At 52.9% G+C, this 19,135-nt stretch carries 19 protein-coding genes; 15 read left to right on the top strand and 4 right to left on the bottom strand.

Features of this window, described 5'->3' with window-relative positions:
* Window positions 1–52 precede the first annotated feature (52 nt).
* Both HALO_RS21240 and HALO_RS21235 read left to right on the top strand, forming a co-directional pair.
* On the top strand, window positions 53–565 hold the full coding sequence (locus HALO_RS21240; RefSeq protein WP_050713991.1) for a C40 family peptidase: 513 nt from the start codon (window positions 53–55) through the stop codon (window positions 563–565).
* Window positions 566–751: 186 nt separating this feature from the next.
* Window positions 752–2,557: a putative bifunctional diguanylate cyclase/phosphodiesterase gene (locus HALO_RS21235; RefSeq protein WP_081899127.1), complete on the top strand. Its 1,806-nt coding sequence runs from the start codon at window positions 752–754 to the stop codon at window positions 2,555–2,557.
* Here the strand turns inward: HALO_RS21235 and HALO_RS21230 are convergent.
* Window positions 2,554–3,195 (bottom strand): putative metalloprotease CJM1_0395 family protein, encoded by a 642-nt coding sequence (locus HALO_RS21230; protein WP_035582854.1) that lies wholly within the window; start codon window positions 3,193–3,195, stop codon window positions 2,554–2,556. The genes HALO_RS21235 and HALO_RS21230 overlap by 4 nt on opposite strands.
* Before the next feature lie 87 nt (window positions 3,196–3,282).
* Between HALO_RS21230 and HALO_RS21225 the strand changes: the two genes are divergently transcribed.
* The 5 genes from HALO_RS21225 to HALO_RS21205 all read left to right on the top strand — a co-directional run bounded on the left by HALO_RS21225 (window position 3,283) and on the right by HALO_RS21205 (window position 7,362).
* A complete protein-coding gene (locus HALO_RS21225; RefSeq protein ID WP_035582856.1) occupies window positions 3,283–3,510 on the top strand; it encodes a DUF2835 family protein in 228 nt (75 codons plus the stop codon).
* Window positions 3,511–3,517: 7 nt separating this feature from the next.
* Window positions 3,518–3,925: a hypothetical protein gene (locus HALO_RS21220; protein ID WP_050713990.1), complete on the top strand. Its 408-nt coding sequence runs from the start codon at window positions 3,518–3,520 to the stop codon at window positions 3,923–3,925.
* 127 nt (window positions 3,926–4,052) lie between these two features.
* Window positions 4,053–4,628, top strand: a complete 576-nt coding sequence (locus tag HALO_RS21215) for an antibiotic biosynthesis monooxygenase (RefSeq protein ID WP_035582861.1) — start codon at window positions 4,053–4,055, stop codon at window positions 4,626–4,628.
* Window positions 4,629–4,842: 214 nt separating this feature from the next.
* Entirely contained in the window at window positions 4,843–5,514 is a 672-nt protein-coding gene (locus HALO_RS21210) for a glutathione S-transferase family protein (RefSeq protein ID WP_035582862.1), read from the top strand.
* A gap of 9 nt (window positions 5,515–5,523) precedes the next feature.
* A complete protein-coding gene (locus HALO_RS21205) occupies window positions 5,524–7,362 on the top strand; it encodes a putative bifunctional diguanylate cyclase/phosphodiesterase (protein WP_050713989.1) in 1,839 nt (612 codons plus the stop codon).
* Between the two features lie 77 nt (window positions 7,363–7,439).
* Here the strand turns inward: HALO_RS21205 and nhaD are convergent, their stop codons facing one another.
* Window positions 7,440–8,918 (bottom strand): sodium:proton antiporter NhaD, encoded by a 1,479-nt coding sequence (gene nhaD, locus HALO_RS21200; protein WP_050713988.1) that lies wholly within the window; start codon window positions 8,916–8,918, stop codon window positions 7,440–7,442.
* 449 nt (window positions 8,919–9,367) lie between these two features.
* Between nhaD and HALO_RS21195 the strand changes: the two genes are divergently transcribed.
* Entirely contained in the window at window positions 9,368–10,345 is a 978-nt protein-coding gene (locus HALO_RS21195; protein WP_050713987.1) for a TAXI family TRAP transporter solute-binding subunit, read from the top strand.
* Between the two features lie 88 nt (window positions 10,346–10,433).
* Here HALO_RS21195 and HALO_RS21190 read toward each other — a convergent pair whose 3' ends face one another.
* Complete coding sequence (locus HALO_RS21190) at window positions 10,434–11,390, bottom strand: calcium/sodium antiporter (protein ID WP_035582866.1); 957 nt, start codon at window positions 11,388–11,390, stop codon at window positions 10,434–10,436.
* 369 nt (window positions 11,391–11,759) lie between these two features.
* Between HALO_RS21190 and HALO_RS21185 the strand changes: the two genes are divergently transcribed.
* The 3 genes from HALO_RS21185 (at window position 11,760) to HALO_RS21175 (ending at window position 13,465) form a co-directional block, all read left to right on the top strand.
* Window positions 11,760–11,966: a cold-shock protein gene (locus tag HALO_RS21185; RefSeq protein ID WP_007111857.1), complete on the top strand. Its 207-nt coding sequence runs from the start codon at window positions 11,760–11,762 to the stop codon at window positions 11,964–11,966.
* Between the two features lie 228 nt (window positions 11,967–12,194).
* On the top strand, window positions 12,195–12,908 hold the full coding sequence (locus tag HALO_RS21180) for a metal-binding protein ZinT (RefSeq protein ID WP_035582867.1): 714 nt from the start codon (window positions 12,195–12,197) through the stop codon (window positions 12,906–12,908).
* Between the two features lie 158 nt (window positions 12,909–13,066).
* Window positions 13,067–13,465 carry a lysozyme inhibitor LprI family protein gene (locus tag HALO_RS21175; RefSeq protein WP_035582873.1) on the top strand — a complete coding sequence of 133 codons (399 nt, stop codon included), beginning with the start codon at window positions 13,067–13,069 and terminating at the stop codon, window positions 13,463–13,465.
* A 48-nt stretch (window positions 13,466–13,513) separates the two neighbouring features.
* Here HALO_RS21175 and HALO_RS21170 read toward each other — a convergent pair whose 3' ends face one another.
* Window positions 13,514–14,329 (bottom strand): helix-turn-helix transcriptional regulator, encoded by an 816-nt coding sequence (locus HALO_RS21170; protein WP_035582874.1) that lies wholly within the window; start codon window positions 14,327–14,329, stop codon window positions 13,514–13,516.
* Window positions 14,330–14,496: 167 nt separating this feature from the next.
* On the opposite strand from HALO_RS21170, the gene HALO_RS21165 reads away from it, so the two are divergent.
* From HALO_RS21165 to HALO_RS21145, 4 genes are all read left to right on the top strand, one after another.
* The gene (locus HALO_RS21165) at window positions 14,497–15,861 is read left to right on the top strand and encodes an APC family permease (protein WP_035582875.1); all 1,365 of its coding nucleotides are present in this window, start codon (window positions 14,497–14,499) and stop codon (window positions 15,859–15,861) included.
* Window positions 15,862–15,874: 13 nt separating this feature from the next.
* On the top strand, window positions 15,875–16,762 hold the full coding sequence (locus HALO_RS21160; protein WP_172821693.1) for a carbon-nitrogen hydrolase family protein: 888 nt from the start codon (window positions 15,875–15,877) through the stop codon (window positions 16,760–16,762).
* 568 nt (window positions 16,763–17,330) lie between these two features.
* Entirely contained in the window at window positions 17,331–17,633 is a 303-nt protein-coding gene (locus HALO_RS21155) for a hypothetical protein (RefSeq protein ID WP_035582876.1), read from the top strand.
* Window positions 17,634–18,243: 610 nt separating this feature from the next.
* On the top strand, window positions 18,244–19,134 hold the full coding sequence (locus HALO_RS21145) for an endonuclease/exonuclease/phosphatase family protein (RefSeq protein ID WP_050713986.1): 891 nt from the start codon (window positions 18,244–18,246) through the stop codon (window positions 19,132–19,134).
* Window position 19,135: the final 1 nt, after the last annotated feature.

Raw genomic sequence — 19,135 nt, 5'->3', positions numbered from 1 at the left:
GGCATGCTTTGCGCCATCATGAAGGCACGTTGGCTTATCGGAGAGGCTGCCCATGATATTGCTTCGCCTGTGGTCTCTACCTTGCGGGTTGGTACCCTCTGGAAGGKGGCTGCTTACCTGCCTGTTACTACTGGCACTAGCGGGTTGTGCCAGCCGTGATCTTACCCCCATTGAGGCACCTCCTGACCGTGCGGGACTCTCTATGGAGCGTGCGCTGATTCTCTCCCATGCCCAGCAGGCCATTGGCACACCGTATCGCTTTGGGGGAAATACGCCCGATGGTCTGGACTGCTCTGGCTTAGTGGAAATGACCTACCGGGCGGCGGGTATTCGCGTTCCGCGTACCGCCGATGAGCAGTTTCGCGCCTTGCCACAGGTGAAAGCCCCACGCCCCGGTGATCTGCTTTTCTTTGGAGACCGTCGCAAAGCTACCCACGTAGGGATTTATCGTGGCAATGGCCAAATGATTCATGCGCCTGGCGATGGCCGTGCCGTGGTCAGCGTGCCGCTAGAGATCGATTACTGGCAGGCGCGCTTTTTGGGTGCCGCCAGTCCAGCGCCTTAACTTATTACCTCGTCAGCCGATAAGGTACTTTGTAGTGCAAAGTACCTTCGCCGCCATAGGGTGTTATTATGCCTAGCAACACTACTGTCTTCATAATAACGACTCTATTTACCTAATAACGGCTCTATATAACAACGAACCTATATAGCGACGGCTCTATAAAAACGACGAGGAGAGCAAAGACGTATGTATCAATCCTTGAAGGTATCGAAGGAACAGTCTTTGTCTCAACAGCACTCCCAGCCAACACCTTCACTGCCCCGTTCGAACGTGATGCCAACAACATCCGTCGGCCAAACAGTGTCTCCCGCTGAATCGGTATTTTGTTACGCCAATGAAGCGATCATTATTACCGATGCGGAAAATCGGGTGGTGGAGGTGAATCCCGCTTTTTGTGAATTAACGGGGTTTGCCCAGGGGGATGTACAGGGCAAAACACCAGAAGCGTTCAGCATTTTACCGCTGGATGATAGCCGCACCACGCGATTGATGCGTGAAGAACTGCAGTTGCGTGACCGTAGTAAAAGCCAGGTGAGCTACCGTAGCCACGATGGCCAGTTTTATCCGGGGATGATGTCGATTAATCGCGTGCGCAACGAGCACGGCGAGGTCGATCACCACGTGATTGTCCTCGCGGACCTTTCGGCCATTCCGGCTCATGCCCGCCACCTGAACCGAGAAGTCTATTTCGATGCCCTAACCGGGCTACCCAACCTGCAACTGCTGACGCAATTGATTCAAGAGTCCATGCAGCATGCCGATGCGAAGGAGCTACCCTTGGCGGTGTGCTCGCTGGATATCGATTTCTTCAAAAACATTAATGACCGCCTGGGCTCCACCGTGGGCGATGCGCTGCTGTCGTCTTTTTCGCAGCGGATTAGCCATCTGTTGTTCGGGGATGATGTGCTGGCGCGGGTGGGGGGCGACGAGTTTGTGCTGTTACTCCACCATGGTGTCGACGACGATTTTTTTGAGAAGTTGTTATCCTCCATTCGCCAACCGCTGATGATCGACGGGCAGAGCATTCACCTAACGGCAAGCCTGGGGGTGACGGTCTACCCGAGTGACCATGTTCAGGGCGATGTGCTGTTACGCCATGCCAATCAGGCTATGTACCGTGCTAAGCAGCGTGGCCGCGATACCTTCCACTTGTTTGACCCTAACCATGACCGCTTGCTGCAGGTGCGCCATGAGCAGAGGCAGCGTTTTATTGATGCGCTCAATAACCATGAAATGTGCCTCTATTATCAGCCCCAGGTCGATATGCGCAGCGGCCAGGTGGTCGGCCTAGAGGCGCTAATTCGTTGGCAGCACCCTGAAGAGGGTTTGCTTGCGCCGGCGAAGTTTTTACCCATTATCGATACCACGCCGTTAGAAGTGGATCTAGGCGAGTGGGTTATTGAGCAGGCGCTGCGTCAGTTGACTAAATGGCAGGCTCAAGGCATTGCGCTGCCGATCAATGTGAATATAAGTCCTACGCATTTGCTCGTGGGTAATTTTAGTCAACGTTTAAGCGAGCTGCTGGCACGTCACCCCGATGTGCCGCCCGCCATGCTCAAGCTCGAAGTGCTGGAGAGTGCCGCGATGCACGACATCCAGGCCGCACTGCAAAATATGTCGCGCTGCCAGTCGCTGGGTGTGAGTTTTGCTATTGATGATTTCGGTACCGGGTTTTCGTCGTTAACCCACCTGCGGCAGTTACCGGTCAGCTTGATCAAAATTGACCAAAGCTTTGTCCGCGATATGCTCAGCGATCAGGACGATATGGCGATTGTAGAGAGCGTTATTTACATGGCGAATCGCTTTAAGCGACCGATGCTGGCGGAAGGTGTAGAAACCTTAGCGCATGCTAAAGCCTTGATGGCCTTGGGCTGCGACTTAGCCCAAGGCTATGGTATTGCTCGGCCAATGCCCGCCGAGGCGCTACCTGCCTGGTTGGCGAATTGGCCTAGGCGTGAAGAGTGGAACGCTCTCGCAGTATCGGATAACTAAGCGGCTAGCTCATCAGCGGCTGATTCATCTGCGGAGGGCGTAGCAGTGGATGATGTCGCCGCGGCGCCGTCGCTGCGGGCTTGCTCCATCTCACTACGTTGCATGGACGCTTCGAGTTTGGCTTCCAATAGATACTGACGCGCCTGGGCAGCCACTTGATAATCGGTAGGGGAAGGGTCGGCAGGTGCCATGGCCGCGGCGATCACGGTCTGCATTTTTTCGATAGTCGCTTGGGGATCATTGGGCACCGGGCCGTAGTCGATCGGTACTTCTCCCGCCACCGCGTAGCGCTTGCCATCTGGGCCGACTTCATACTCGTAGCTGGCGCCGCCTGCATAGGCGCCACCCACTGTTTGGTGGGCCATCTCGTGCTGGCGAACTTCGCGATCCGTCTGTTTAAGCTGATCTAGTAGCTGAATCTCTTCCGGCGCCATGGGCGTACCGTCAGCCCGTTTGGGGCCAGCGGCGTCGCTGCTGCTCTCTTCGCTAGTGCTTGTCGCATCGGTATCGTCGCTAGATGCCGTGTCTTCTTCAAGTGCACGGCCCTTTGCGGCTTGCTCAACGCGCGGTGATGTAGCGTTTGCTACAGGATACGCCCAGGCAGAGAGGGAAACGTTGCTAACGGAAGAAACGGCCATAGGAGATTACCGACTAAGTACGAGTTGGGATACCATGAAGTATTAGCGAGCAATGCCGAGAGTGCAAGTTTGCACGATGCAGACCCTATGCAAACCATTGATGTATTCATTAATCTGAACTACGACGAGTGCCTAGCCCATTACGAAGGGCGTATTGCCAACGTACGTACCCGCAGCGTGGATGGCCGTTGGGTGGTATTTCCCGCTGAGGCGATTCGCCGGGTGGTGGGGCGTGATGGGGTACGCGGTATTTATCGATTAAGTTTTTCTGAGCAGGGCCGATTTATTAGCATTAATCCCTTAACCGGACGTTGAATTGCCTATGCACCGCCTTGGAACACCGGTCACCTTACATGACCTCATTTATTCCATTATTCCCAATTTAAACAGCGCTGAAAAGTTAGTTTTTGCGACGCTAGAAAATTTGATCGAAGCTGCTTCGAACCCGTTGGATATCCTTAAACGCACCGATCAGCGCCAGGCGTTTGGGCTGGAAATTCATCGTATACGGATGAACCTTGAGCACCTGCTGGGCCGTTACCGGGCCGAGGTAGATGCCGTGCTACGCAGCGAAGGCGAGTATACCGGCCCGGKAGTAGAACCCGACCCCCAAGAGGCCGATGCCATTCGTAGCGCGGTGGAAATCTATATACACGTATGCGCTTTCCAACGTGGGGAGCGTCCCCATCCTATTCCTGGGCGTGAAACCTCGCCGCGTTATCGGCTATAGCGCAACATTCACAGCATGGCATCAACATTGCTTGTATAATGTGACCATTCGGCTTTCAGGGTTACCCCCTTGAAAGCAAACGGCCTGCCTACCCGGCGCTGGCTGTGGACACATTAGGAGATATACCATGTCTGCCTCACCTGTCACATTGATGGTGGCTCGTCGCGTTGAGCACGGCCGCTACGCTGATTTTAATCGTTGGCTGAACGAAGGGCGCGAGCTGGCGGCCGATTTTACTGGCTACCTCGGCTCCGGCGTATTGGCGCCACCGGCTGACGACGATGAATACCAGATTATATTCCGTTTTAGCAGCAGTGAAACCTTAGCCGCCTGGGAACACTCAGCCTCACGCCATGCGTGGTTGGCGCGCGGTAAGGGCTTGTATGAAGCGCCCCATGAGCACCGGGCCACCGGGCTGGATGCGTGGTTTCAAACCGGCAGCAGCGCCCCGCCGCGCTGGAAGCAGGCCGTGGCCGTGTGGCTGGCTTTCTTTCCTATCTCGCTGATTTTTCAACTGGTATTTGGTGGCGTACTGGCCGATTGGACGCTGGTGCCGCGGGTAGTGGTGAGCACGCTGATGTTGACCCCGGTGATGGTGTTTGTGTTTATTCCGCTCTCTATGCGTTTACTGGCGCCCTGGTTGCAAGGTAAGTGGTCTCCGTTGGATTTGCTGGCGCGTTGGCGCCACGCGCAGCGGTCTTAATGCTCCGGTCTTAATGCACTGTCTTTAATACACAGTTCTTAATAACCACTGATTGCGTTCGCGCTTCCATGGGGTTCGACGTTGCGTTGATACTCACCTGCGTTTATTGCGCCTATGATGATGGGCTTTATGGTACTAAGCTAAATGTGCCTGTAAACAAAGGATAAGTGTCGCCAGTGCAAGCTGGTGCGCAACTCAGCCCCATGGAGAGTTTATGATCCACGTTCACCATCTGGAAAAGTCTCGTTCGCATCGCATCCTGTGGCTACTTGAAGCCCTTGAACTGGACTACGAATTGGTGGTTTACCAACGCGATGGCAAAACACAACAAGCGCCCGACGCACTGAAAAAAATCCATCCGTTGGGTAAGTCTCCGGTGATTACCGATGGCGATCTCACTGTGGCTGAGTCAGGAGCGATCATTGATTACCTTGTGCAGCGCTATGGGCAGGGCCGCTGCCAGCCTTCGTCGGATGATATGCGTGCTTGGGTGGATTACCGCTACTGGTTGCACTATGCCGAAGGCTCATTCATGCCGTTGCTGGTGATGCAGCTTGTGTTCAGCCAAATTCCAAAACAGTCCCCCTGGCTGATTAAGCCGCTGGCGAAAGGGATTAGCGATACAGTCAGCAAGCGCTTCCTGACACCGCAGATTAAACGGCACCTCAACTTTATTAACCAACACTTGTTGGCGGAGGGCAACTTTGGTGGGCCGTGGCCCAGCGGCGCCGATATGCAAATGAGTTTCCCGCTTCAGGCGGTGGCCGCCATCCAGTCGCTGGAAAGCTATCCTGCCATAGCGGCGTTTGTGTCACGCATTGAGCAAGACGCCGCTTGGCAGCGAGTGGTAGAGCGGGCAGGCCCCCTTACCATGCCGGGTCAGTGACCAGCCGCTATGGACTATTTTGCCTCGTCTGCAGCGCTTCCGGCGGAGCTGATACGCAGTATTGATGGCTACCTGGGGCGTTGGGGTATCGCCTTGCTGCTCGTTTTTCTTCTTTTGGCGCTGCTGGGCAATCTGTTGCTCAAGCGGCGTATGCGGCATAACCGGGCGCTACTCCAGTCCAATCAAGAGATGCTGACGACGATTCTGGATAGCGTTGATGCGTTTATTTATATCAAGTCGCCGTCCCTGGAGTATCAATACGTTAACCGTCGTATTAGCGATCTATTTGGTCTGCCTGCCGACAAAATTATCGGTAAGCGCGACGAGGCCTTTTTTGATCCCGGAAGCGCTGCTGAAATCAAGCAGGTTGATCGCAATGTCTTGGATTCAGGAAAAAAAGTGACGGTAGAAGAGAGCAATATCTTGCAGGGCGAAAGCCGGGTAAGAACGTTCTTATCGATTAAAATGCCGCTTGCCATGTCACCCGGCGCTCCTCCTTCCCTGTGCGGTATTTCGACCGAACTCACTGACTACCTCGAAATGCAGTCGCACACCCACTACCTGGCCTTCTACGACTCGCTAACCGGGCTGCCCAACCGGCGGCAGCTGATGGACGCCTTAACGGCCGCGATTGAGCATGATGAGTGGGCTGCGTCCTATAGCGCGGTAATGGTAATCGACCTGGATAATTTCCGTTTAGTGAACGATATCCAGGGCCACGAGAGTGGCGATCAGCTATTGATTAGCGTGGCTGAACAGCTACGTCAGCGGCTTGAGCCAGAGGTAACGCTAGCCCGTTTTAGTAGCGATGAGTTTGTTGTGCTGATCAATGATCTGGGCGAGCAACAGACGAACGCTGCACTAAAAGCCGAGCGTGTGGCGCGCCAACTACTGGAAACCATTGCACAGTTAAGAACCAGCCACTCGTTACCAATCAGTGCCAGTATTGGCATTGCGCTGTTTATCGGAGGAGGCGAGCACAGTATGGATAGCGTGCTGCAACAGGCTGATATGGCGTTGCAGCAGGCGAAAAGCAMGGGCGGCAACACGCTGTGCTTTTTTAATACGGATATGCAAACCAGCGTGCTGGAAAGGGCCAGTTTAGAGGCTGACTTGCGTAAGGCGCTGGAGCGCAACGAGCTGGCGCTGCATTACCAAGTGCAGGTCGACCATCAGGGCGTGACCACTGGCGTAGAGGCGTTACTGCGTTGGTACCACCCTCTGCGAGGCTGGGTCTCCCCCGCGACGTTCATTCCACTTGCGGAAGATACTCGGCTGATTGTGCCGATCGGTTACTGGGTGCTGCGGTCAGCCTGCGAGCAGCTAGCCAAATGGTCGCATCAAGCGGCCTACGCGCCATTAAGTATTTCCGTCAACGTGAGTTCCGTGCAATTTCAGCAGCCAGAGTTCGTGCGTGATGTCGAGGCGCTGCTAGCCGAAACTCAGGCGCCGCCTAGCCGTTTGGTGCTAGAAGTCACTGAAAGCCTGTTGATGCGTGAGCCAGTCCGGGTGCGCAATACGATGTTGAAGCTGCGTGCTAGGGGGATCCGCTTTGCGTTGGATGACTTTGGTACCGGTTACTCATCGCTGAGTTATCTGAAGCGCTTACCGTTGGATGAGTTAAAAATTGACCAATCTTTTATTCACGAATTGCTCACCGATAAGACAGACGCAGCGATTGTGGATACCACCATTCTGCTGGCAGTGAGTTTAGGCTTAACTGTGGTGGCGGAAGGGGTGGAGAAACAAGAGCAGCTCGACTGGTTAAGGGGCCACGGCTGTTACCGCTATCAAGGCTACCTATTGGGTCGCCCGACGCCCATTGAGTACCTGTTTGAAAGCTATTAAAAACCCCCTTTTCAGCCAGGTGAAAAGGGGGTTAAGCGTGCTGCTAATATTAAGTGCTGTGCTTAACTGAGCTGTGCTTAACTGAATAGCGCAAAGCTCTCTGCGTTAAGCCACATATGCACCAAAATGCTGGCAATGTAACCGAGTAAAATAACCGGCGACCAGCGCAAGTGGCCCATAAACGTATAGGAACCCCTGGCTTGACCCATCACGGCCACACCGGCCGCGGAGCCAATCGATAGCAAACTGCCCCCGACACCCGCGGTTAGAGTAATCAGCAGCCATTGGCCATGGGACATATCGGGCTCCATGGTCAGCACTGCAAACATCACTGGAATGTTGTCGACAACCGCCGAGACCACACCCAGTGTAATGTTGGCTGCCGTCGCGTYCCAACCGGTATACAGCGCTTCTGAAAGCAAGCCCAAATAGCCCATAAAGCCAAGCCCGCCAACGCACATCACCACCCCGTAGAAGAACAGCAGTGTGTCCCACTCGGCGCGTGCCACGCGGTTAAATACATCAAACGGCACTACGCTACCCAGCTGTTGAAGTTTGCGTTCATCCCCTCGGCGACTATAGCGCTCACGCTTACGCTCTAAAGAGCGGGGCAGGCTGCGACGCAGGTAGTAACCAAAGAACTGCAAATAGCCGAGGCCGGTCATCATGCCCAGTACCGGTGGCAGATGAAGCACTACGTGACATAACACAGCCGTCACAATGGTTAATAAAAACAGCCCCACAATGCGCCTGGCGCCGCGTTTCATCCACACATCTTCATAAACGCTTTCGGGTTTTTCATCCTTGATGAACAGGCTCATGATGCAGGCGGGAATCAGGAAGTTGACCAGGGCAGGGAAGAACAGAATAAAGAAATCCTGGAAGGCAACCATACCCGCTTGCCACACCATCAAGGTAGTAATATCGCCGAACGGACTAAACGCGCCCCCCGCGTTGGCGGCCACCACAATATTGATACAAGCCAGGTTAATATAGCGCTGGTTGCCTTCGGCCACTTTGGTTACCACGGCGCACATCAGCAGGGCCGTGGTGAGGTTGTCGGCAATCGGCGACAGCACAAAGGCGAGACCGCCGGTCAGCCAAAACAGCGTCCGGTAGTTGAAGCCCTTGCGCAGCATCCAGGAGCGCAGGGCATCGAAAACGCGGCGCTCTTCCATGGCGTTGATGTAGGTCATGGCCACCAGCAAGAACAGCATCAGCTCGGTGAACTCCAAAAGCGTGACGCGGAAAGCGTACTCAGACGCGTCCGACATACCGTTTTGGACATACACCCAGCCGATGAGGCTCCAGATGATACCGGCGGCCACTAGCACCGGCTTAGACTTGCGCATATGGATCTTTTCTTCCGCCATGACTAGCGCATAGGCCAGGACGAAAATCGCAACAGCGAAAAAGCCAACGGCAGAGGTGGTTAGATCTAATTCACCGGTTACGGCAAAAGCACTGGGGCTTACGCCTAATAGTAAGGCCGCTAACAAAAAAAGCCAGCGACGATATAATCGTGGCTGGCAAGAGGGTTGGCACAACGTAGGCATGTGACGTTCTTCCTCATGGTTAAGTTGTCAGGAGTGGTGTAAAAACGGACTTATCTTATCAGCCTATATTGCGCCGCAATACCTTATTAAAACGAACGAAAGTAGTTCTTCTTAAGGTAATAGCATCTTTTTTTAGGAAATTAATCTTTTAGGTAATGGTAAATTTCCCAGTATTAGTTCTATAAAAAAGTTAATAGACAGTTCATTATTATACTATCGCCGCATAGCATTGTTGAGTAAGTTTCAGAACATATATCTTTTACAGCTAATGTTTGGATTTAAACTATATGTCCGCGGATGTGGCGAGGGCGGGGTAAGGCGCGATGGCGTCGCGTGCCCGGCTGAGCGCAGTCGTGCTATGTTGAGCAGCGCCATGCTCTCAGCTTGATCAATAGCCAAAACAGCTGGTGACGATAAAACAAGGCCGATTTACGTTAAGGAATAACACAATGCGCAACCCCTTTTGCTTCCTACGCCATGCGCTTGGCGTTTCGGCAGCGACGCTAGCGCTGGCAAGTCTCGCTTTCTCCGCCCAGGCTGAAACCCGCGTGACCTATAAATCAGCCGCGGCGGGTACTTCCTACTATCTAATGGGAGTAGAGCTCTCTGAAGCCGTCCGCAAAGGGACGGATGATGCGATTATTCTCGCCTCGGAAGAGAGTCAGGGGTCTGTACAAAACGTAATGGAAGTATTGGCTCGCCAAGGCAATTACGTGTTCACCTCACCGTCAGCTTTAATTGAGCAGGCCATGGCTGGTGAAGGGGATTTTKCCGAGCGCCCGCATCTTCGTTTCCAAGAGATTCGTGGTTTATTTCCGTTGCCCCCTATGACCATGCACTTTGTGCTTGCAGGCGATAAAGGCGACATTAATTTTTCCGCGCTGGAAGGCAAACATATATTGATTGGGCGAGGCACCTTCAGTGCTCGTGAGGCAACTCGCTACCTGGGGTTGTTTGACCTGGACGAGGGCGTCCGAATCGCTGATGCGGCTATTAACAGCGGGCCCGATGCGCTCAAAAACGGCCAGATTGATGGCTTTGTTACCGCGAGTGCCTACCCCTCGCCCGGTGTGATCGAGGCGGCTGGCAGTCTGCCTATCTCGTTGGTCAGCCTGACCGACGAACAAGTCGAGCAAACCGGGGCGTTACGCCAATTGATACCCGGCGGCACTTACCCTGGCGTTAACAACGATGTCCAAACGACGTCGCTCCCTGTGATTGCCTACACCACCACGGCAATGGACGACGAAACTGCCTATACGCTAACCAGAACGTTTTGGGAGCGCCTCGATGCAATGGCAGAAGAGGCCCCGTGGTGGAGCAGTATTACCCCCGATATGTTGGCAAACATGACCGGGATGCTCCACCCAGGAGCGCTGCGTTACTACCAGGAAGCAGGTATCGAGGTGCCTGACGCACTGCGTTAGCCTTTTAACTAGCTCGTTACACTGATCGCCCCGGTGCTTCTATGTCAGGCGGCGCGCTAGCCGCCAAGGGCGACCAGAGCTACGAATGTCAAAAAATCGTAAAGCTTAACGCGATATAAGCCGCATAACCTGCGAGTAATACGGCGCCCTCCCAGCGTGATAAGCGCATGCCGGTATACAGGAACAGCACCAGTACACCGGCGGCACCTAGCATTACCCACTGATCAAATAAGACGACCCGCTCGACCAGCGGCAGTGGTTGCAAGAAAGCTGAGATGCCCAAAATGCCCAGCAGATTAAAAATATTGCTGCCGAGAATGTTACCCACCGCCACATCAGCATGGCGGCGTAGGGCCGCAATCACCGATACGGCCATTTCAGGCAGCGAGGTACCCACAGCCACAATGGTTAAGCCGATCACCGCTTCGGAAATCCCCATAGCCTGCGCTATGCCAATGGCGCCAAAGAGCAGCAGTTGCGAACCGCCAATGAGCATGCCCAGGCCGATCACCAGCGCCAAGGCAATCATCCACCCGGTGGTGGGTAGCTTGGTCATTTCATCCGCTTCAGCGGTGTGCATATCCGCTGCGGGAACGTGATGGCGGCTTTCACTGATATACGCCCAAATAAGGTAGCCAACCAGCCCCACTAGGAAAATGCCGGCATCTGCGCGTCCTAGAGCGCCGTTAAACGAAAGCCCAATAAACAGCAGGCTGGCGAGTACCACCACCAGGCCATCCCGGCGCAGTGCTAAAGGTTGAACCACCATTGGGCTAATAACGGCGCACATGCCCAAAATCAATAAGATATTGCCGATATTACTACCCACAATATTGCCAACCGCAATATCAGGCTGCTGATTAATCGCAGCATCAATCGAGACAACCAGTTCAGGGGCCGAGGTGCCAAAACCCACCACTACTAGCCCGGTGAGCAGTGGCGAAACCCCGACCCTTCGCGCGCCCGCCACCGCGCCGCGAATAAGCGACTCCCCACCTAGGGTCAGTAGCACAATACCCGCCAACAAACTAAGTCCGTATAGCATGTTCAAACCTCTTCCAGAGTGCTCGCCAGGCCGCGAATAATGCGGGATTCACCGGGCAAGCCAAAGCGCGCCAGGCGGTCGAATTAAGGGTGCCTAGCTTATCGGCAAGATTACGACTATTTTGGCTAATTTGCGCGGTTTAAAAGCGGTTATGAGAGCCAGGACTGCAAATTAAAAAACACAAAGGCTTTGACCTGCTGCTGACTACGTGGCAGGATGAGCCCAGTTAGTAAGTTAGCAAGCAAGCATGGTTCCAGAAACATTCGAATTCTTTCGGTAGTCTGTAATTGTATTCCTTGTTCTACTCACTATTTATCTGGGTAATACCAGGATTCTTACAATTCGCGACTTGCGAAAAGGATTTATATCATGGCAACTGGCACAGTTAAGTGGTTCAACGATTCTAAAGGCTTTGGCTTTATCGCTCCTTCTGACGGCAGTGATGACGTTTTTGCTCATTTCTCTGAAATTCAGTCTGACGGCTTCAAGACCCTGCCGGAAGGCGCTAACGTCTCTTTTGACGTTACCCAAGGTCAGAAAGGCCTTCAAGCTTCAAACATCAAGCTGCTTTCTTAATCCTAGCGATTATGTAAGCTCTCGAATCTTCTAGATTCGATGATCGGGCCCCGCGTAAGCGGGGCCCGATGCGTTTGTGTCTGCTAATTTTATTGTTTCTCTTTCAATGTCTCCTTTCTTGCTGAAGTGCCCGACATCGGTAGGAATGTGTTTGATTAATGGTATGTTATATTATATCTTTAAAGTGGAAATGCATTATTTTGTAATCGACAAAAGGAGAGATCGGAGATGACAGCATTGCCACTTAAGAGCACCAGCGCGCTTGTATTGAGTGCTTTGATACTGACGGGCATTCAAGGCGTTAGCGCCGACGATCATGGCCATGAGCATGAGCATGAGCATGAGCACGATCATACTCATAACGACCACGACCACGACCACGACCACGACCACGACCACGACCACGATAGCGATATCTATTCGGGCTATTTTGATGACGACCAGGTTGAGGATCGCGCGCTATCTGACTGGGAGGGTGATTGGCAGTCCGTTTATCTCTACCTACAAGATGGCACCCTTGACGAAGTGTTTGCGCATAAAGCAGACAATGGTGACAAGACCGCCGAAGAGTATAAAGCGTATTACGATACCGGTTACCAAACGGATGTAGAGCGTATCGTTATTGATGGAAGCGACGTCACTTTCTTTGAAAATGGCCAAGAGCGCACGGGTGAATACCAATACGATGGCTATGAAATTTTAAATTACCAAGCCGGTAACCGGGGTGTGCGGTTCATCTACGCGCTTGAAGAAGCATCCGATGAGCTACCCCAATACATCCAATTTAGTGACCACAGTATTTACCCCACCGATGCGCATCACTTCCATCTCTATTGGGGCGATGACCGTGAGGCGTTGTTAGAAGAAGTTACCAACTGGCCGACTTATTACCCATACGAGTTGAGCGGTGAAGAAATTGTCGAAGAAATGATTGCGCACTAGCGGTTACCGCCTAAGCGAAAAACATCTTTTGATGTGTACCTAGAAAGCGCTGGCCGAGATGCCGGCGCTTTGCTTTATTAGTACAGGGTAAATACAGCTTCGTGGACATGTGCTAACTTTTTCCGGTTCGGATTTAACCAGCATCAAGAGGTGTCACTATGCGCTTATCGTCTCTCTTTCTGAGTGTCGGGTTTTTGCTATCAAGTAGCTTTGCTACCGCGGATGATTCGTGCGCTAGCGCCAATACGCAAACCGAGCTAAACCAGTGTACGGCGCAGGCCTATCAAGCGGCGGATGACGAGCTCAACACGGTTTACCAAACCGTTGTTAGCCGTCTGGAGGACAATTCAGCGTCACTCGAGAAGCTCCGAGCGGCGCAGCGGGCGTGGATCGGCTTTCGTGATGCTGAGTGCGCGTTTGAAAGTAGCGCTGTGGAAGGCGGTAGCGCCCAACCCATGGTGCGTAACGGCTGTCTGGAAACGCTGACAGCGGAACGCACTGAACAACTGCGCGAGCATGCTAGTTGTGAAGAGGGCGATCTCAGCTGCTCTCGGTAAACGGTGGTCAAGCGCTAGAATGCAAACCGTTGCCCCGAGGTACAGGTGTCATCCGTGCTCGGTCAGCCGAGCGAACAGCGGCATAAGCAGCGCGAAGAGCTCCGCCTGGGAGGAGATGCAGCACTTGGCGTAGAGTTGGCGGCGGAAGACCTTAACTGTCTGAAGGCTGACGCCCAGGTGTAGGCTGATCGATAGGGATGAGTGGCCTCTTAGAATAAACAGCGCCACCTCCGCCTGGCGCGGGCTTAGCCGGATGCTGTGTTGCTGATTCAGCGCCTCTCTCAGGCGTTCCTCTACTGGGGCTGGTGCCGCTTTCATCACATTGTCAGAGCGGTAATCCTGCCAATGTTTTTTCAGCAGCGAGCTGAGGGTCATCCCGTACTGCCGCAAAGCCTGTAGTTCTCGCTTGTTGAAAGGCTTGCCGCTGGAGCAGTCTCTGCCCAAGCAGGCGGTTAGTGTGACACTTTCGGTGATGCTAGCGAAAACCGCCACTTCGTCTAGTAGCGTGGTTTGCTGGTAGTAATTTTTATAGTAATGCGTGCGCCTAAAGTGATCGGGCGCCACGTCCATCAATCGACGAATACCCTGCACACTGCCCCTGAGATGCTCGCGGTAAAAGGGGTCCAACAAGTAAGCTCCCCCCAGATATTGGCTATCCATGGGTAGATAGACGACAGGGTCGGTGTACTCTCGATAGAGCACCGCGGGCCGATGTTCACCGTGGTAAGCGATGATGATCAAGTTATCGAATGCCGCTAGGCATTTCACCAGGCTGGAGAAATATTGAGGCAGCTCAGGGGTCGCTAACGCCATGATGGCGTTGGCCAGTTCCTCGTCATGTTCGCTATGCGTCACCCGTTCCACATCCGCAGGCCCATACCACTCTGGGGTTATATACGCTCAAGTTGGCTGCCAATACCGTTCTAAGGAGATCGGCTACCTTTTGTCGCAGTCTAGCTGCATTGCAACAACGTCAGCAACTGTGAGGGCAATTGCCCGATGTCGGTTCCAACGTTTCCTGGAGATGGATCATGACGGATAACAATATCAAACTGGAAAGAACTCTATCACTCAAAGCAGTGGTGCTGTTTGGCTTGGCTTACATGACGCCATTGATCGTGCTGGGCACCTTCGGGGTCATTGCCAGCACTAGCAATGGCGCCGTACCCACCGCTTACCTGATCACCACCGCGGCCATGCTATTCACGGCCTACAGCTATGGCATTATGGCGCGCACCTATCCGGTATCAGGCTCTGCCTATACGTATGCCCGCAGGGCTATCGACTCCAGGGTCGGCTTTATGGTGGGTTGGAGCGTGCTGCTGGATTATTTCTTCCTGCCCATGGTGATCTGGTTGATCGGCGCTGCTTACTTGAATGCGCGCTTTCCTGACGTGCCGAGCTGGATATTCCTGCTCGGCTTCATTGGTATCACCACCTTCCTGAATATCTACGGCATCAAGCTCGCGTCCAAAGTGAACTCGTTGCTGATGGTGTTCCAGATATTGGTGATCGCTTTCTTCGTGCTGCTGTCTATTCGTCACGTATTTGCGACCGGTGGCAGCGATGCGCTTTTTAGCCTGGGGCCGTTCTTGGGTGAAGAGGCTGGCTTTACCGCGATTGCTGCGGGCGCCGCGGTGGCCGCTTACTCTTTTCTTGGCTTCGACGCCGTCACCACACTGACCGAAGAAACCATCGACCCGAAGCGCAATATCCCTAAGGCCATTATGCTCACCGCGCTGATCGGCGGGGGTATTTACGTACTCGTGGGCTACACCACCCAGCTGGTGCATCCTGGCAGCAGTTTCGTAAATTCCGACTCCGCCGCCTTTGAGATTGCCACGACCATCGGTGCGGATCTTTTCGGCGCTATCTTCCTGGCCGGCATGGTGCTTGCCCAGTTCACGTCCGGCCTGGCCGCTCAAGCCAGTGCCTCTCGGTTGCTGTTTGCCATGGGGCGGGATGCGGTATTGCCGCCTAAGCTGTTCGGTGCGCTGCACGCGCGCTTCCACACGCCAGTGTTCAATATCGTGTTAACGGGCGCCATTGGCATCATTGCCTTGTTCCTTGATGTGTTATCGGCCGCATCGTTTATCAACTTCGGTGCCTTTATCGCCTTTACGATGGTGAACCTGTCAGTGATCTTTCTGGTCAGCAAAGACGCCGATGCAAGGCGCCAGTATGGTGTGCTGAGAGGAATGGTGGTGCCGCTCATCGGTGCCCTGGTCAACCTTTGGCTGATGAGTAAGCTGGATATCAACGCCTTTATTCTGGGCCTGATCTGGCTTTCAATCGGTCTCGCCCAACTGGCCTACCTGACCCGCTTTTTCCGTCGCGAGCCGCCGGAAGTGGCCTTTGATGAATCAGAGCCCGCCTCGGTAAAAGCGACCCTTTAAACGGAGATTCACTATGTCCAGAAATTTGCCTGTCCTTGTAGTGCAGGAAGCCTCGCGGCCGCACGGCATTGACTCCGAACTGCTGGACTTTGAGGCCGCGCTGGCGGTGCACCTGAGCGACTTCGGTGCCGATTTTGAACAGCCAAGGATGGTGGTTTATCCGGAGCTCCATCTATGCGGCGCCACGGGTACGCCTCAGCAGCGCAAAGAGCAACTGGAAGCCGCGGCTGAGCCGATCGATGGCCCCCGTCACCAGCACTTGTCACGTATCGCCCGCAACCTGGGAGTATGGCTGCTGCCCGGCACGGTATGCGAACGAGGTGAGGACGGGCATCTGTACAACACCGCGCCGGTGTATTCGCCTGAAGGTGAGCGAGTGGCTGCCTACCGTAAGTGCTTCCCCTGGCGTCCTTATGAGCCCTATCAGCCGGGAGATCGCTTTGAAGTGTTCGAGGTGCCGGGCATAGGCCGGATCGGCCTGGCCATCTGCTACGACATCTGGTTCCCCGAGACGGTACGTCAGCTAGCGTGGCTGGGGGCGGAGGTGATCATCAACCAAGTGGCCACCACCACCTGCGACCGCGCCCAGGAGCAAATCCTTGTGCAGGCCAATGCTATTTTCAACCAGGTGTATATGGTGAGCGCTAATTCAGCCGCGCCTGCGGGAGAAGGTCAGAGTTTGATCGTCGACCCCGAAGGCCGCATCCGCGCCAGTATGCCCGGCGCCACCCCGGGCATACTCACCGATGTACTTAACATTGATGAGGTCGAGCGTGTGCGTACCTTCGGCACCGCGGGCCTAAACCGCATGTGGTCTCAGTTCCGGGAGGATGACCCAGTGCTGGAGTTACCCATGTACGAAGGCCGCATTGATCCGCGTAAGTGGAGGGAAAGGCGTTAAACAGCCGATCACCACTTTCTCCAACCCCGCGTTATACCCACTCCGTGCAACTATGCCATCATCCAGGTGATGGCTATTACCTGCAATAAGTTGATTGTTCAGATCGCTGAGCATCTAACCCGCCCAGCGGTAAATGTTACTTCTTCTCGCATCTGTATCCAGATATCCCGTTCAGTCCGCCTCCACGCAAGGGCAAAGAATGGGGTTGGATATCGCGTTTACTAAGAGCCTTTTTATCCCTAGCAGCTCCCGCTGACCTAACAACGTCGGCGTTGAAAGCCCAACCTAAGATAATCAGCCGTCTTAAGAACACTGTGCTAATCTGGATTCGGTAGGGTGGGTGAGTTCAGCAAGACAGATAATCGCCCAAGGCGGAGGTGCAGGGTAATAAGGGAGGCGCGCGAATTTTGGATATGTAGCCTAATAAAAATTAGCAAAAATACCTATCAATGACTTAGAGTGGATTTTGTAGGCTGCATTTGTCGGGTAAACGTGCCTGCATGTTTATCCAATCATAGGATGGGCAGTCTAATACCTGTTAGTTCTTAATGAATTTTAGGAGAATTCGATGAAGATTAAGTATGGGATCGATTATCAGTATCTTCCAAAGGGCTCAGCCCGCCCGTTGGATGACGGTGAAATAGTTGGTATTGAAGCCACTAGCGAGTCAGGTCAGGTAATATTGCCCAACGTTGGAGACTACGTACACATTGACAATTCTGCTGACGGAGGCCAACGCAGTAAATTCTCAGGGAAGGTTAAGTCCCGGTTATTCAATTATGTTCGCATTAACGACGAAGAGGTGTTTTGCGGAGTTAACATCGTTGTTGAAGAGACAGACGACGACTGGGGTAAGCTTATCAAGGAGTAGAACTAACAATCGCAGGCACCGCGACGGATTTTTCGTTGCGGCTTCGCCTTCACTACAAAGCCGCGCGTGCTGCTGGCGTTAGGGGCAACAATGGCTTCGATAGATGAACTAAGACAAGTGATAGACGAGTTCAATAGGAAGTATCCACGACCGTTCATGGCGCCCATCGAGTTGAACGGTCCTTACAATCTTCGAACTGAATACTGTAATCCCTACCCAAATGGGAATTTGCCAGGCGTATACGTTATCTGTAACAGCGACAGAAGGATTTTGAGAATCGGCAAGGCTTCGTGTCGGAGTACCATAACGGTACGATTGGGAGCATATTTCAAGTGGGGGGATGGTGATTGTGAAGGTAAGCCTAAGCATCCGGGTTATGAAGATGCTACTTTCGTATACACAATTGGCGTCGATGCTGATCGTGCGTTTGAGGTAACAGCAATTGAAGAATATCTGATTGGCCGTCTGGATCTGCCTTACAACTGGATTGGGCGGAAAAAGCCCTAACCAAGCGGTCAACGGGACCGCTTTTCCGCGCCGCCTTTGGCTCTGCTCCAAAGCGGCCCGTTACCTTCAGCGTTAAGCAATGGCGAGTAATAAGGAAAGTCGTTTGAACCAAGATGACAGTTTGATATTTACATGGTGGAATACAAGTCTTGCACCATCAGCGAAATCAAGAGCTTCTCCTGAAGACAGAGAGCTTGTCTGTAATGTTATTCGCTTTCTCATCAATGTGAAAAGATCAACCTTTATTGCATTGGGGGAAATATCTACCGAAGATGCTCAATACTTAATAGAAGCTTGTGCTATTGAGGGGTATGAGTACAAGATCGGGGTTTCGAGTTCTGGACGTTCTTCGTTTGACACATGCTATATTTACGATGTTTCAAAAGTCGCATTGTTAAATGTTTCTAATATTGAGAGCCAAAAGGGTAAAGGTAAAAAGAGGATTGCCCAGCGCGTAGATTTGTTGGTAGGTGAGTGCTTAACGCCATTCTATTTGTTCGTGTCGCATTGGCCGAGCCGATTATGGTGTTCAGAAGGTGACCCGAATAGGCATCTTTATGGAATCCGGTTGCGTGATTCAATTGATGCTCTCATTGAGGAGCATGGAGAGCCTCCATATATAGTTTTATTGGGGGACTATAATGATGATCCATTTGCAGATTCTTTAAGTCAGCATGTTATGGCGACAAGAGATTTAAAGCTCGCATCTAAAAGGGATGAGCTATTTTATAACCCTTTCTGGAAGTGCCTAAGTCAAACTCAGTGGGATTATGAATGCTCTGGGAGCTACTTTTATCGTAATGGACAAGTTACTCAGTGGCATACATTCGATCAGATAATTTTTTCGCATGCATTTATACAAGGAAAGCATTGGCGACTAACAACTGACTTTGAGCATGTTGTTCAAGTACCCGGTGTAGTGGAGGCTATCATAAATAGAAAAAGTATATTCGATCACGTTCCTGTTTCAGGTCAGGTAGAGAAGGTATATTGAT

This window comes from Halomonas sp. R57-5 (assembly GCF_900070345.1).
Lineage (GTDB): Bacteria > Pseudomonadota > Gammaproteobacteria > Pseudomonadales > Halomonadaceae > Vreelandella > Vreelandella ventosae_B.
This window is presented reverse-complemented; position numbering and strand designations above follow the sequence as displayed.